14 protein-coding genes and 1 riboswitch are annotated in these 14,656 nt (G+C 57.3%); of the genes, 7 read left to right on the forward strand and 7 right to left on the reverse strand.

Annotation, left to right across the window (positions count from 1 at the left end; all coding sequences use genetic code 11):
- Positions 1–9: 9 nt before the first annotated feature.
- Positions 10–924 (reverse strand): hypothetical protein, encoded by a 915-nt coding sequence (locus RRF56_RS23155; RefSeq protein WP_317035512.1) that lies wholly within the window; start codon positions 922–924, stop codon positions 10–12.
- A gap of 80 nt (positions 925–1,004) precedes the next feature.
- Positions 1,005–2,177, reverse strand: a complete 1,173-nt coding sequence (locus RRF56_RS23160; RefSeq protein ID WP_410510677.1) for a histidine kinase — start codon at positions 2,175–2,177, stop codon at positions 1,005–1,007.
- A 441-nt stretch (positions 2,178–2,618) separates the two neighbouring features.
- Here RRF56_RS23160 and RRF56_RS23165 point away from each other — a divergent pair, with 441 nt between their 5' ends.
- Entirely contained in the window at positions 2,619–3,194 is a 576-nt protein-coding gene (locus RRF56_RS23165; protein WP_317035514.1) for a hypothetical protein, read from the forward strand.
- Between the two features lie 118 nt (positions 3,195–3,312).
- Entirely contained in the window at positions 3,313–3,777 is a 465-nt protein-coding gene (locus RRF56_RS23170; RefSeq protein ID WP_317035515.1) for a hypothetical protein, read from the forward strand.
- A gap of 264 nt (positions 3,778–4,041) precedes the next feature.
- Here the strand turns inward: RRF56_RS23170 and RRF56_RS23175 are convergent, their stop codons facing one another.
- A complete protein-coding gene (locus tag RRF56_RS23175) occupies positions 4,042–5,985 on the reverse strand; it encodes an FAD-dependent oxidoreductase (RefSeq protein ID WP_317035516.1) in 1,944 nt (647 codons plus the stop codon).
- 542 nt (positions 5,986–6,527) lie between these two features.
- Between RRF56_RS23175 and RRF56_RS23180 the strand changes: the two genes are divergently transcribed.
- Both RRF56_RS23180 and RRF56_RS23185 read left to right on the forward strand, forming a co-directional pair.
- Positions 6,528–6,713 (forward strand): hypothetical protein, encoded by a 186-nt coding sequence (locus tag RRF56_RS23180; RefSeq protein WP_317035517.1) that lies wholly within the window; start codon positions 6,528–6,530, stop codon positions 6,711–6,713.
- A 237-nt stretch (positions 6,714–6,950) separates the two neighbouring features.
- Positions 6,951–7,460, forward strand: a complete 510-nt coding sequence (locus tag RRF56_RS23185) for an inorganic diphosphatase (protein WP_317035518.1) — start codon at positions 6,951–6,953, stop codon at positions 7,458–7,460.
- A gap of 333 nt (positions 7,461–7,793) precedes the next feature.
- Here the strand turns inward: RRF56_RS23185 and RRF56_RS23190 are convergent, their stop codons facing one another.
- Both RRF56_RS23190 and RRF56_RS23195 read right to left on the reverse strand, forming a co-directional pair.
- Positions 7,794–8,093, reverse strand: a complete 300-nt coding sequence (locus RRF56_RS23190; RefSeq protein WP_317035519.1) for a ferredoxin — start codon at positions 8,091–8,093, stop codon at positions 7,794–7,796.
- 443 nt (positions 8,094–8,536) lie between these two features.
- A complete protein-coding gene (locus tag RRF56_RS23195; protein WP_317035520.1) occupies positions 8,537–8,701 on the reverse strand; it encodes a hypothetical protein in 165 nt (54 codons plus the stop codon).
- Positions 8,702–8,817: 116 nt separating this feature from the next.
- Here RRF56_RS23195 and RRF56_RS23200 point away from each other — a divergent pair, with 116 nt between their 5' ends.
- The gene (locus RRF56_RS23200; RefSeq protein WP_317035521.1) at positions 8,818–10,248 is read left to right on the forward strand and encodes an FAD-binding domain-containing protein; all 1,431 of its coding nucleotides are present in this window, start codon (positions 8,818–8,820) and stop codon (positions 10,246–10,248) included.
- Positions 10,249–10,255: 7 nt separating this feature from the next.
- Here RRF56_RS23200 and RRF56_RS23205 read toward each other — a convergent pair whose 3' ends face one another.
- Complete coding sequence (locus RRF56_RS23205; RefSeq protein WP_317035522.1) at positions 10,256–11,902, reverse strand: AarF/ABC1/UbiB kinase family protein; 1,647 nt, start codon at positions 11,900–11,902, stop codon at positions 10,256–10,258.
- Between the two features lie 122 nt (positions 11,903–12,024).
- Positions 12,025–12,172: riboswitch (cobalamin riboswitch) on the forward strand.
- A gap of 32 nt (positions 12,173–12,204) precedes the next feature.
- On the opposite strand from RRF56_RS23205, the gene RRF56_RS23210 reads away from it, so the two are divergent.
- Positions 12,205–12,873: a HupE/UreJ family protein gene (locus RRF56_RS23210; protein ID WP_317035523.1), complete on the forward strand. Its 669-nt coding sequence runs from the start codon at positions 12,205–12,207 to the stop codon at positions 12,871–12,873.
- 197 nt (positions 12,874–13,070) lie between these two features.
- Positions 13,071–13,994, forward strand: coding sequence for a DMT family transporter (locus tag RRF56_RS23215; RefSeq protein WP_410510509.1), 924 nt, complete (start codon positions 13,071–13,073; stop codon positions 13,992–13,994).
- Between the two features lie 17 nt (positions 13,995–14,011).
- Here the strand turns inward: RRF56_RS23215 and RRF56_RS23220 are convergent, their stop codons facing one another.
- The gene (locus RRF56_RS23220) at positions 14,012–14,644 is read right to left on the reverse strand and encodes a TetR/AcrR family transcriptional regulator (protein WP_317035525.1); all 633 of its coding nucleotides are present in this window, start codon (positions 14,642–14,644) and stop codon (positions 14,012–14,014) included.
- Positions 14,645–14,656: the final 12 nt, after the last annotated feature.

Genomic DNA, 14,656 nt, shown 5'->3' on the forward strand with positions numbered 1-14,656 from the left:
AAGCTGGTATCACTGGCGACGGTTGATCTTAAATGAGTCAAAAGAGGGTGGTGGCGGTGCGACCGCAGGGGTGACCCAGGGGCGGCTAGGGCTGCGGTGGCGCAGAGAGCTGAGGTTAGCCTGGGCTCCTATGGGCACCAGCAGAATTAACCCATACAGCACCACCAAATTAAGCCCTAGGGTTAACAACAATCCATAGGCTAAAGCTTGGCCCCTCAGCCAGTGAATGATTACCCACCGCAATCCTAGCAGCCCTAACCCTAGCCCTAGGGTAACTCTGACCCCTGGGATTAGGGGCAGCCCCGGCACCCAGCGCCGAGGGGTTAGCCGGTAGACTAGCCCCAGCCCAAGGGCTACATTACCTAGGGCCAAGGCCCAGCGCCCCAACAACCCCAGCCATTGAGCTAAGCCCGCCTGAGACCCAAGCCACGGACGATCGACCAGGGCTACCACACTCCCAGTAATGGCTAGCCCCAGTAACGTTATGGCCCAGGGCAGCAAAGCAGCCCGCCAGCTACTATCTCGCCTTGGCTCGCTGCTGTAGACTGTCACGACCAACTGCACTAGTTTTTGAGTGCCGATCACCAGGCAAAACCAGGTGCCTAAGCTGATGATCCCCAGGCCCCACAGGTTGAGTGAGGGGCTTGTACTGTCGGCCTCAACGATGGCCAAAGCGGTTTGAAGACTGCGAGCTGGGGCCAGCACCCCTAGCGGTAAAGGCTGGCGCTGATTGAGATCGAGCAGGACAACGCTAAGCCCCAACAGCCCCAACAGCCAAAGAAAGGCGATCGCCGCCGCGACTTCGGCCCAGCGCGATCGCACCGCCTGACGCTTCACATCCTGCCAGAGACGACCGTTGCTGTAGACCGCTAAGCTATTGACCCAGACCCTGGGGCTGAGGTAGTACAAAAAACGCTTTGCCATGGCCCCTATATTGCCATAGGTAGCAGGGTTTAGCGTCAGCAGAGCAGTGGTAAGACAGTGCCGAATGTATCACCCAGCCTCTAGGCTCGATAAACCGGCAGGGTAAAGTAAAATGAGCTGCCTTCTCCTGGTGCTGAATCGACCCAAATTTGGCCGTAGTGGGCTCGAATAATGCGTTGACAGAGGGCCAAGCCCAGACCGTAGCCTTCTTGGGTGACATCGCGCTGGAGACGGTAGCTTTCTTCAAAAATTTTGTCGCGATTTTCGGCGGGAATGCCAGGGCCGGTATCGATCACTGCAACCTGTACTTTTTGGGTGGTGCGGTGAACGGCAATGAGCGAGACGTTGCCTCCCACTGGGGTGTACTTGATAGCGTTGTCAAGCAGGTTGGTGACTACCCGTTTAACCTGGGTGCCGTCGGCATAGACCGTGGGTAAATCTTGAGGAATTTCGGTGGTGAGTTGCTGCTGTTTTTCGTACAGTCGATTTTGAAAGGCCTCGACAACCTCTAGGCATAAGGAGGGTAAATCTAGCTCCTGGGGAACGATCTGGAGCTCCATTGAGGCTCCTCGGGCGGCCTTGAGAATATCGGTAATCATGCGGTTAATCGCCCGGATCTGGGTTTTGGCATGTTTCAGCAGCTGCCCAGTCAGCTCTGGGCTGAGGGTAAGGTTGCGGGTTTGGTTGGGGGCATAGCCTAGTTCCAGGGTTTCCACGGCAATCGAGGCAGCGGTCAGGGGGTTGCGCAGGTCGTGGGCCATCATGGCAATAATGCGGTCTTTGAAGCGCAGCTGGGCCTCTAGCTCTTCGCGGGTTTGATTGAGACGAAAGATTTCGTCCGTCAGCTTCATGATCTCAGCTGAGTAGGTGAAGGGAGACTCTAGATCTGGGGGCAGGTTGGTGGCGTTATCGGCGTCGGTTTCGGCTGTGTTGAGGGTATCGAGGTGTTCTTGCTGCCACTTTGGCCACCATCGCTCTAGCTGATTGACGATATCGCTACCGGCCAGCATTTGCTGGGGAGCGGGAGAAATTTTAATCAGGGCAGGGCTAGCAACTAGCTTGTAGTGCTCGGCAAGATAGGGTTGCTCACCAATATCGACGACATCAAGATTGAACTCAAAGTGGGTTTCTAAGGTCTTTAGATACTGCTTGATCTGCCGCACCTGCCGGGCCAGGCTAGGCCGCTTGTCAATGAATAGCAGCAGCTTGAGGGGCACCCGCACGTCATCAAAGGAAGTGGAGGAACCCTCCATCGCCATCGTATAGACCTCTGAAAACCGATTCCTACCTATGATTTTACCCTGACTATCGGCTCTCTACTGCCCAATCTGAGCCCCTCTATTCCCCTTGACCAGTTGCCAAGCTGGCCTATTGAGAGATGCACGATCGCGGCCTAGGCCTAAAACTAAGTCTAGTGGCAAAGCAAGTAGTGAACGATGCTGGATTAAGTCTTGAGTCAATCACGCTGTGCGATCGGATAGACCGATTTCAAACTAGGTTTTGTCACTAAAAAGAGTTGTTACGGTTCGTGGCTGAAACGTAGGTCTAGTTCACCGACTCTACTACATTAAAAACAGGGTAAAGGGTCTGAAAAGACCGTAGCGCAACCCTCCGAAGCGATCAGCATTAGCCACGGTTTGGTGCTTCGGGTAACTAGCGCAAGACTAAAAACTAAATTAAAGGGGGTCAATAGAATGGGTACCAAAATAGTTCAATCCACGCTGTTTTCCTCCCTGGTAAAATCGTTTTCGAGCCAGGGAAGGAGCAGCGATCGCGCTCCCCTAGCTCCCCTCATGCTGGCCACTGCGGCGGTAGCTACTTTGGGGGTCGTTTCCCAAGCACCTGCCCAGGCTCAAGTAAGCGAAGCTTCGGCTGTGGCTCAAACCGCTGCCGCCCCCAGGATTTCTGAAGCGGGTCGCTATCTGTTTGGCCAAAACCCCCAGCCCGACCAAGTTGGTCAAGGGTATGTGGTGCTAGAACGAACAGGCGATCGCGTTTACGGGGCGCTATATTATCCCAGCTCCTCCTTCGACTGCTTTCACGGTCAGGTGCAGGGCAGTGAAATGGCTATGACCGTCATCAATAGCTATGACCAAGACGCTTATTCCTACAGCTTGGCTCTAGCCGATGGCCCGGTGGTAGCTACGACTGACACGTTGGATGGCTTAGATCCTTTCAATCTCAGTGGCTTCCACGCCATTGATACTCTGAGCGACAACGATCACCGCATGCTCGATGTCTGTCGAGGCGTTGTAGCACCTAACCTGTAAAAGCTTGCTAGCGCATCGCCATGATCGTTGGGAAGTTCGATTAGGCGTTACCCAGTTGACTGTTGGAGGGGAATTACTGCTCTATGCTTAGGACTCCTATCTATTTGTTGCAGGTCGCGTGAACGCAGCAGAACAGGCTAACAGCATTGAGTTTGCCAGCAAAATTGCCGCCGTGGTGGGTCTATTCAAGGCTGAGTTGCCCGACCTACGGGCCGACCTCAAGCCCTGGGCCAATGATCCTGACACCCGCGACTTGGTAGATCCTGACTCTATTGATCTAGGATTTCATTTTCCGGGGGTGAGTCGGTTATTTCAGTGTCGTAGTTTGCTCGTGCAGATTCGCCTCTACACCGACCCAGAGTCAAACAGCGATCCCCAGCGTTCTCAGGCCTCAGCCCGTCGAGTTATTGGCCTTGACCTAGCTGGTTTTGACCATCGCGGTAAGCGCTGGAGCCTATCTACCATCGATAACTGGGCCTTCTCGGGAGAGGTCATGCCCGACCCAACCTGCCGAGAACGGCTGCGGCAGTGCTGCCGCCAGGTATTTTCCTTGTTCAATGGCAGCAACCTCAGCGCTGACTAGTGGTTTGTCAAGCTTCAAAGAGAGGAGTTGCTGTAGAGTGCATTAGCGAAGCAATGCACCGCGCCGGGGTCCAAAGCAGCCACGAGCCCGAGTTTTAAGGTTAATAAATCCCCGGGTTACGGTTTACTCTCAATGGGTCAACCCATCCTCTGGCATTGCTGAATGAGCGTATGGATACACCAGAGTTGCCCCTTACCCTAGCCTGCTTGCCAGGGGAGCGGGAACAATGAAGTGTAGCTCTCTTTTACCTAGCTGAGGGCTTGCTTACCAATGGGGTCGGAGTCCTTGAAGACGCATGGCATCTTGCAGCGCCCCCATTGAGCCGCTGGGGATCACCTCCGCTGGGTCATTTACCGGTGTATTGGGTGAAACCAACCAGCCAGCGGTGACCCCAGCAGCGGCTCCGGCCTGCCACTCGCCATAGTGAATTCGGGTTGAGGCATTGGCGATGTGAGTCGCGGCCAATGCCTTGCCACCCATGAGCAGGTTATCTACCCCCTGAGGGATCAGGCTTTCTAAGGGAAGTTCTACTGGGTTCACTTTGGGTTCTTGGGCAGGGGCACTGACCGCATCGCCAGAAGGGTGCCAGTTGCGATAGCGACAGCCGTGGATATCAATGGCGTAGTGAGTTACGCCGACAGCGGTGGCGCTAAAGTTGCGCTGATTGGGAAACCCGATGCGCAGATCATTCTCGCGGATCATAAACTCATCTTGGCCGTAGGCAGCGCGGCCCAAAATGCGGCGGCCTTCGCGGAAGTAGGGCACCATGCTCAGGCCTGAGCGGGTCCCCATGGGGCTATTGGCCCCATAGAGGTAGGTAAGCGTCTGCTCCGTCTGGGTTTCGAGCAGCCAACGGGCAAACATAAGAGCGTGCTCTTCCCCAAACTTGAGAGCCGATTGAGATAGGCCGCCCATCCAGTTTTGGTGCTGCCCCGACGCTTCTAGGTCATCAGGTTTAAGCACAAGGGGCGGATCCATCCAGTTCCAGTCGTTGCCCCGGTTCCAGTTGATCATCGAGATATCCCCCTGGGCTGGGGTGCTAGTGTAGGCATTGTTGCGTGTCTGGCTGACAATACGGCGATAGTTAAACACGCTTTTGCCCGTAAAAAAGGGAAACCCCTCCAGGTCATAGACCGACTGGTGCTCGTGCAGGCCGTAGGTCGGCGATAGCCGGGACAGGGCCGCGAGACTGTCACCCCCGTCGTCATGAATGGCAACGGCAAAGGGGTAAGTAAACGCCTGGGTGCAGTCGGGGTTGTCGAAGGCGGCGGCGTTGGGTTCGCCTGTGGTGGTTTTAGATTCAGACCCCAAGCGGTAGGGTACCTTGGCCCAGGCCACCAGTTCGCCTGTATCGGTAGCGTCAATCACAATCATGCGTTCACCGGGGGGTGGTTGCAGCTTTACCGGCACACGATCGTACTCGGCGGTGGGCGACCAGCTATACCAGTTGGCTAGTTCGGCTGAGAGCCGCCCCACAGGTTGATAGTTCGGGTCTTTAGGAATGCGCCGCACCCCATACACTGCCGTAATGCGACGACCCGTTGCGTCAAATTCGGCCCCTTTGAAGGCTGTCATAGTGGCCCAGCGGCTGTTGGGAGCGCTGGGGTTGGTATCGACTAAAAATTGCTCTGCGGCCTTGGCCCCGGCCTCGGGTGGAAAACACAGCGACCCAACCCAGCAACTGTTGATGTCGGCGACCGATCGCGACGAGCCATTGGGGCTCCAGGCAGGCAGTTCGGCGACCTGTTGCTTAATCAGTTGGCGAAACCGCTGCCAACTAGGCGCAAGGTTATTGGCCTGGCGCATGCGCAGAGATTCATCGAGGGCAGACACCCCTTGGGAGCTAACCTGCCCCCCCAGCCACGGGGCCACTTCGATCATGCAGGTGGTGGCCCCAGTAGCCATGGCGTGGGCCGCTGCGGCGATCCCGCCGAGGGAGCCACCGACGATCGCCACCTGGCATTCCCAAACTTCTTCAACGTTGGGCAGTGGATCAAGCTGGGGTCGACCATTAAAGGCCACGGGCTGGGGCACCCGCCGCAGCGTGAGGGCCGGAGTAATCTCGCCGCCTGCGCCGGGCGATGGGGTGGGTGACCAGCGCGACGCACTGAGCCCCGCGATCGCCCCGACGCCAAACATCACCACGGTTAATCCCGATAGATTGCGCCATCGAATCCGCCGCTGAATCTGCTTGCGATCGCCCCTCACGCCCTATCCCCAAGTAACACTGCCAAGGTTGTAGCACACCTTACCCCGGTGCGATCGCCCTTTGGTACGCTCCTTTACAGGGCACACTGAGCCACACTAAACCTGACAAAGCGGCCCCAGATGTGCAACCAAGACGGACGGCATTCTGGCACCCTGGTCTCTGAGCCGTTTTTAGCCCTTTGCCCCGCGACCTAGTTACGCAGTGATATCCGTAATTTCACAACCCCGTCGGGAATGTTAGATTAAAGAACTGGTTTAACCCTATAGGTCAATTCTTCGAGGATGAATCTAACCGGTAGGTTAAGCCTTAGGGGTGATTAATGTCATGGATTGATTGCTATAACCTGGCATATGGTTTTAATGGAACCGTTTTGCACCTCAATGTCGTCGATAATCTCGACCATGGTGAGCACATGATGGTGGTGGTTTCACAACCGAGCCCTACCAATGACGGTTTCAAGGTTGCGGGATGGTCTGGGCCTCGGGGCTTTGCCCTTTACCCTCAGACAGTTATCCCTTGTTGATTTCAGTTATTACACTGTATGGATTCTGCCAGTCAACCTGATACCCCTGCGGGGGAGCCTCCGAGTCCTTCCTCAGTACTGGGTGTGTTAATTGCGGTCTTAACGCTGACGCTGCCGCTGTTTATGGTTGCCCACTTCTCATCAGCTACAGCAGAACTTGAGCGGCCACCGGCCTTTGCGGTGCCTGCTGCGGCAGGACGCTAGAGCCTTACTCACGGTAGTCACAGCGCCCGTTGGTAACGAGGAGCTGTGATCGCGGCTATGGCCCAAACTTTGGGGGCAATGGCCCCAACTGTGCGGAAAATGGGTCGCTGCCCCGTAGAATACTATGTCGGAAGGGCAGTGGCCACAGCCTGGCGATTATTCCCTACAAACAGCGTAGGGGTCTAGGGCTTGCTTCCATCTCTGTAACGTCAATATAGTATTCAGTGGAGTATCGTTGTGGACCTATCTCGTATTCCAGCCCAGCCCAAGCCTGGGCTGCTGAACGTGCTGGTCGAAATTGCTGGCGGCAGCAAAAATAAGTATGAATTCGACAAAGATCTAAACGCCTTTATCTTGGATCGGGTGCTGTTTTCGTCAGTGAAGTACCCCTACGACTATGGCTTTGTGCCCAATACCCTAGCCGACGATGGCGATCCCCTCGACGGCATGGTACTCATGGATGAGCCCACTTTCCCGGGATGCGTGATTGCAGCGCGCCCCATTGGCATGCTGGAAATGATTGACGGCGGCGATCGCGACGAGAAAATTCTCTGCGTACCCGACGAAGATCCTCGCTATGCCCACGTTAAGTCGCTGGACGATGTTGCCCCCCACCGGCTCGACGAAATTGCCGAGTTCTTTCGTTCCTACAAAAATCTGGAGAAGAAAGTAACCGAAATTTTGGGTTGGCAGAATGTCGATAAAGTGGCGGCTCTGGTTGAAGAGTGCGTTGCGGCGGCTAAATAACCATAGTTTTAATGGCTCATACCGCATCCGACTTGGCTACCCCCGAAATAGTGTCGGGCAAATGCCAATTCGCCCCTACGAATGGGCCTTTTTGTCATCGGGGTTATATAACTTGGATTTGGTGTCAGACCCTCCTTGAGGGGGATGTTTAGCTAGCTAGGCATTTCCCTCAACGGGTGTGATCGAGTCGGCGTGAACCCCCGCAGTGGCACAACGCTCAATAACCTAAAAAGGCGATACCTAGAAACCTAGGTATCGCCTTTTTAATCGTCAGAACACTGGGTTGAAGATTGATACTTACTGCATCAAGGCATCAGAATCAATCGATCAAACTTAGTAGAGTTCTTCTTCTTGGTGGGTGAGGATGGTGCAGTCAGAGGTGGGGTAGGCAACGCAGGTCAGCACGTACCCAGCACCAATTTGGTCGTCATCCAAGAAAGACTGATCAGACTGGTCAACGGTGCCAGCGGTGATTTTGCCAGCGCAGGTGGAGCAGGCCCCAGCCCGGCAGGAGTAAGGCAGATCTAGGCCTTGCTCTTCAGCGGCATCAAGAATATAGGTATCGTCGTCAACGTCGATGGTCTGGTTAAGACCTTCAGCTTCGTTGATCAGCGTAACCTTAAAGGTGGCCATGGTGCTATCCTCTCGTCAAATACAGATTCTACGTCGATCTATAAACTACAGAACAGCCTTGGGATAACGTTTCCAGGGTTTGCTCTGAGCAGATCTAACACAATCTTGATACTACGGGAAAACCTGAAGACTGTCTTGCCTTTTTCGCCCCTGGCTGAACGGGATTCGTAATCAAACCGATTAGTAATGGATTGGTTTGCTTATACCCTGCCAGGATCCTAAACGTCAGACAGTGGCCAGAGAGCGAATAGTCAAGTATGGCTAGAGCAAAGGCCGACAAAATGGGGCAGGCCCTGATTGCCTGCCCTGCTAGCGGCGACGATACATAAAACCCGTTTACACCGCGTAGGTGCATTTGATGCCCCGGCGGGTGATGTCAGCCGATTGGTGGGGCTACTCTGGCGGTAAAAGCGCCGCCGCCAGGATTGGTATTGCTTGGCCTCCTAGGCCTTGCGGCTGTTTTCGGCAATTTGGAGGTTGAACTCGGCCTGGGTGAGAAGGGCCGCAACTTGGCAAGCGGCATCGGGGGAAAGGGTAGGCTGGCTCTCGGCTAAGAAGTCGAGATAGCCATTGAAGGTGCGCATGATAATTTGTTTGCTTTGCAGCATGGGAGATTTCCTTAAACTCAGTGGGACTAGAATTTGCCCCATGATAGAAGCTGCCCAACCTCCAAAGCTAATGTCGTTATACTAAATCGGTTTGCTGAGGGCACTGGACGGGTGGTATGGCCGAGTTAGTTTTGTTTTGGCACCGTCGCGATCTGCGCCTGGGAGATAATGTGGGCTTGGCTGCGGCGCGCGATCGCACCCCTCATCTCATTGGCGTATTTTGCCTCGATCCCGGCATTCTTGGGGGCGATGCCGTGGCCCCAGCGCGGGTGGCCTATATGGTGGGTTGCCTGGTGGCGCTGCAGCAGAGCTATGCCAAAGCGGGGGGGCAACTGCTGATTCTCCAGGGCAAGCCCCAGGAGAAAATCCCGGCTTTAGCGAAGGCGCTTAAGGCCGACGCCGTCTACTGGAACCGCGATGTCGAGCCCTACTCGCGCCAGCGGGACACCGAGGTTGTCGACGCTCTCAAGGAGTCGGGCCTTGAGTTTCGCACCACCTTTTGGGATCAGCTGCTTCACGAACCGGGGGAGATTCGCACCGGAGCCGGTGACCCCTACACGGTTTACACCCCCTTTTGGCGCAACTGGGTGAAGCGCTCAAAGGCGGCTCCCCTCCCGGCTCCCCAAGGCTTAAAGGCTCTGAGCCGCCAGCAGATGACGGCGGCTCAAACGGCGGGCTGTATCGATCTGCCCACAGCTGAAGATCTGGGATTTGTCTGGACGAACGGTTTCCCCGTCGAGCCGGGTGAGCCGGGAGCGCTGGAGCGGCTGGAGGAATTTTGCTCGGGCAATAGCGCCCTGACTACCTACGATGAGCAGCGCAACTTTCCCTTTGTCGATGGCACCTCACGGCTGAGTGCAGCGCTGAACTTTGGGGCGGTGGGCATTCGTACGGTGTGGGCCGCTGCCGAGGCTGCCTACGGGCGATCGCGCAGCGACGAAACCCACAACAACATTCAAACCTGGCAGCAGGAGCTGGCCTGGCGCGAGTTTTATCAGCATGTAATGTACTTTTTCCCCGAGCTGGCCGATGGTCCCTACCGGGATCCGCTCAAAGACTTTCCCTGGGTGAATAACGAAGACCACTTCGCCGCCTGGTGCGAGGGCCGCACCGGTTACCCTATTGTCGATGCCGCCATGCGCCAGCTCAATGAAATCGGCTGGATGCACAACCGCTGCCGCATGATTGTGGCCAGCTTTCTGACCAAAGATTTGATCGTCAACTGGCAGTGGGGCGAGAAATACTTCATGCAGCATCTGGTCGATGGCGATCTGTCGGCCAACAATGGCGGTTGGCAATGGAGTGCTTCCAGCGGGATGGATCCTAAACCCCTGCGAATTTTTAACCCCGCTAGCCAGGCCCAAAAGTTTGACGCCGAAGCCGAGTACATTCGCCAGTGGGTGCCCGAGCTGCGATCGCTAGATACCGAAGCCCTGGTGACTGGGAAGATTGCTGAGGGCGATCGCGGTGATTACCCAGCCCCTATCGTCGATCACAAACTTCAGCAGGCTCTGTTTAAAGAGAAGTACAAAGCCCAAAAAGGGTAGGTAGCCGCTACCGCCGCCGCCGGGGGCGCACAATGCTAAACAGCAGCCACAGGCCAAAGAAGCTGGCCGCCGCAAACAGCACAATGCTGAGAATCTGCCCCTGGGGCGACTGTCGCCCGGTAGCCACGATCGCCGCACCGATAATTAAAGCCGCTACCACAATGCTGAAGGACTGGCGGCTGGAGGCGTCATCCATGCTGCGGCGGAGGTCGTCGAGCCCCTGAATGCTGAGACTAAACTTGAGCTGCTCTGAACTGAGGCGATCGAGCAAAAAGCCGACCTGGCGCGGCGAACTGAGCGACAAATTCCGAAATTCTAGCCCAGTACGCAGCAGCGCCTGTAACGGATCGTCGCCGATTAACTGTTGGCGAAACAGGTCGGGCATTAGGGGGCGAACTTCGTCGAGCAGGTTGATGCCAGGGTTGAACAGACGGGCGGCCCCCTCCAGGTTGGCCAGCGATTTGGCAAACAGTCCCACATTGGCGGGCCAGCGCAGGTTATTGCGAATGCCCGCCGCCAAAATTTGGCCAAAGATTTCGGCGGTGTTGATCTGCTCCAGGCTGAGGCCATAGTAGCGGCCCAGTAGGCGAGTGTAGTCGCTCTCTAGCCGGGCCAGGTTGACCGGCTGCAACGGCTCAGCCAACTGAAGGGTGAGCTGGGTACAGCGTTGGGCGTCGCAGTTGGCAATAGCCAGCACCATCTCGGTCATGGTGTTGCGGGTGCGCGGATCCATATGGCCCATCATGCCGCAGTCGAGCAGGGCCAAGCGGCCATCCTCAAGGTAGAAAATATTGCCGGGGTGGGGATCGGCGTGAAAGAAGCCGTCGACAAAGTACTGCTTAAAGAACGCCCGAAAGAGCAGGGTGGTGGCCGTAGCCCGGACCCCAATAGTGTCGCTGTGGGCATCTTCGACCATCAGATCGGCCTTGAGCAGCGGGGTGCCCTCTAGCCACTCCATGGTCATAATTTTGGAGTTGGTCAGATCCCAGAAGATCTGCGGCACGATCAGCTGGTCGGCATCGTACCAATTGCTTTTAGAGAGGTTGCGGCGCAGCTGGTCGGTGTAGCCCGCTTCGGTCGTGAAGTCGAGTTCAGCGTTGATCGCTTCGGCAAATTCTTCGGCCAGATCAACGACGTTGTAGCGCTGGCCAAACTGGGTCGCCGACACCAGCCGGGCCACATCGCGAATGAGGGTCATATCGCGATCGACCTGGCGCTCAATGCCGGGGCGCTGCACCTTGAGAGCCACCGGGCGACCGTCCTTCAGAATGGCTTTGTGGGTTTGGGCGATGGACCCGGCGGCGATCGCTTGATAGTCGAGTCGCTCAAACAGTTCTTCGGGAGGGCGGGCCAAGTGCTGACGAATGTGGGCTTCGATCTCGGTAGGGTCTACCGGAGGCACCGTACTTTGGAGGCGGCTGAGTTCTTCGATGTAGGCCGGGGGCATGAGGTCGGGGCGAGTGCTGAGCAGCTGACCTAGCTTGACGTATACCGGCCCTAGATCGGTCAAAATGTTGCGCAGCACCGCCGGGGGCGGAATCTCTGGCTCATCGGCTTTGCCGCCCATGAGCAGTCGCCGCATGTAGTCCCAGCCGTTGCCGAGTACCACTTCAACAATTTCTTTTTGCCGAACCAAACGAGACGATGAAACCATTGGGAGCGTGGGGTACGAATTGCTCGATGCTAACGCACCCATAGTAAGACCTGATTTCGGTGCCGTGCCCCTCCCAATGACTATTGATAAAGCCACGGCGGGGCAGCCTTGCCCCGATGCTATGATGCTTGGGCGCTGTCGGTTCCGGTGGGGATCAGCCACCGGAGGCAACGGGGAAAGTGTAGTGCAAGGCTACCGCTGTCCCGCAGCTGTGAGGCGATTGTTGTGAATTGCCAAGCCAGAATGCCCGCCGATTGCACGATTGTTCTGTGTTTGTCTGCGAGGTACGGATGAAGGATTCTTTGACTGCTTTAAAGTCTATCGGCGCTCGGGTTAAGTCCGTTGGCCTCGGTCGGGGCCTAGTCGGCGCGATCGCCACCCTGCTGCTGCTGCCGCTGCCGGGCTTAGCCCACCACCCCCTTGAGGGCCGCGTGCCAGCCACCTTTGGCGAAGGCTTTTTGTCGGGCCTGGCTCATCCGGTGATTGGTCTCGATCACCTGACTTTTGTGGTGGCCGTGGGCCTATTGGCGGCGGTGAGCACCTGGGGCATCGCCCTGCCGGTCGCGTTTGTGCTGGCGGCCATGGTCGGTACGGGGCTGCATCTGGCAGAAATTACCCTGCCAGCGGCTGAACTGGTCATTGCCGCATCGGTGTTAGGATTTGGCGTTTTGCTAGCCCTTAAAGATCGCCCCCAGGGCCTCGTGATGGTGGGTTTAGCAGCGGGGGCTGGGCTGTTTCACGGCTTTGCCTACGGGGAGGCGATCTTTGGTGCCCAAACCATGCCCCTAGTGGCCTACCTGGCCGGGTTTACGGCGGTGCAGCTGGGCATTGCGATCGCCGCCTTTTTCGTCGGGCGACAGCTCACCCAGGCTGCTAAACCGCTGTTTGTCCAGCAGGCCGGGCTGGTGATCTGTGGCATTGGCGCTGCTTTTCTCGCCACCAACCTGCTCAATACGCTGCTCCCGGCCTAGGCTGAGCGGGTTGTGAGAGACCGACTGGTCGATTCATCGCCTTGCCCAGCGGGTGGGGTTTGAGCAAGCCTCCTCTCTGACGCGACTGCTGCGGCAGCGCGATCGCCTGTCGCCCAGCCAGTACCGGGCGATCGCCCAAAATTTGGCGAACTGATCGCCGCAGGTTGGCGCAATTGACCCCAGCCCCGTTACCTACAATGCAAGCTGTCCTGCCCTTGAGACGGTGCATTGTGAACCCCAACTCAAACCAGCGCAAGCCAACCCTAATTGGGTTTACGGCTGTTTTAATGTGGGCCACCCTGGCTCTTTTGACCAAACTCAGCGGCCCGATGCCGCCCTTTCAGCTAACGGCCATGGCCTTTACCGTGGCCTTTGCCATTGGGGTAGCGACCTGGGTGCGATCGGGCGGCAACCCGCTGCACTACCTCAAGCTGCCCTACGCCGTTTGGGCGCTAGGGATCACGGGGTTGTTTGGCTACCACTTGTTTTACTTCATTGCCCTCAGCCAGGCCCCGGCGGTAGAGGCCAGTTTAGTCGCCTACCTGTGGCCCCTGCTCATTGTCTGTTTCTCGGCCCTGCTGCCCGGCGAACGCCTGCGGTGGTTCCATGGGGCGGGGGCGCTGCTGGGGTTTACCGGGGCTGGCCTACTAATCACCCAGGGCCAATCCCTGAGCTTTGAGCCGCAGTACATCCCTGGTTATTTGGCCGCTCTGGTCTGTGCCCTCATTTGGTCGAGCTACTCGCTGCTGTCTCGGCGGTTTGGGGCGATTCCGACCAATGCCGTGGGGGGCTTTTGCGGGGCTACGGCGGGGCTGGCCTGGGTGTGTCACCTCGGTTTTGAAACGACAGTCATGCCCCAGGACAGCGAATGGCTGGCCATTTTTGCCCTGGGGCTGGGGCCAGTGGGGCTGGCCTTTTTTACCTGGGACTACGGCGTTAAGCATGGCAATATCAAGGTGCTGGGGGCGCTCTCCTACCTAGCCCCGCTGTTCTCAACCCTGCTGCTGATCGCGGCTGGTCTGGCGGAGGCCACCTGGTCGGTGGGCCTTGCCTGCCTGCTGATTGTCGGCGGAGCCCTGTTGGCCAGCCTAGATTTCTTTCGGCCCCGTATCCTTGAGTAGTGCCCTGCCCCCTTGCCCTAGACCAAACCGCTGGAGTTGGGTTGGGGCTGACTGGCATCGCCCTCGGCCATTGAGTCGGCGTAGAGCAAGCGCTTGAGGCTGCTTATATACAGATCATCGGGCACCCCCTCGGGGTCAATGCAGGTTTCCATAAACAAGCCGGTACCCACGGCGGTCATGGCCCAGGCCAGATGCAGGGGCGGCATGGGCAGCGACAGGCCTGCCTCGGCGTAGTGCTTTTGGAGCATTGTGGCCAGCAGCTGCCGGGCGGCCCGGTAGCGCTGGGCCAGTTTTTCGCGGGCCGACTCGTTGCGCATGGCGTAGAGAAAAAACTCGACCGTCAGCAAATTGAGGGTGCGCTGCTGGCTGAGCTCGCTCTCAAATTCTCGCCGCCAGGCCGCGAGATCAATGCGATCGCCCAGGTGCTCGACCTCTGCCGCCAGCTGCTGGTCGATCAGGGCGAGAAACAGGTCTTCTTTGCTGTCGAAGTTGGAGTAGACCGCCCCCTTGGAGTAGCCCGCCGCTTCTGCGATCGCCTCCACCGACGCGCCGTTAAACCCCTGGTCGGCAAACACCTGGGCGGCGGCGACCAGCAGGCGATCGCGGGTTTGACGGCGGCTTTCTTCGCGAGACAGGCGTGGCTTGGGCATGGGCGGCGGGGC

It is taken from the genome of Nodosilinea sp. E11 (genome assembly GCF_032813545.1).
In the GTDB taxonomy this organism is placed as follows: Bacteria; Cyanobacteriota; Cyanobacteriia; order Phormidesmidales; family Phormidesmidaceae; genus Nodosilinea.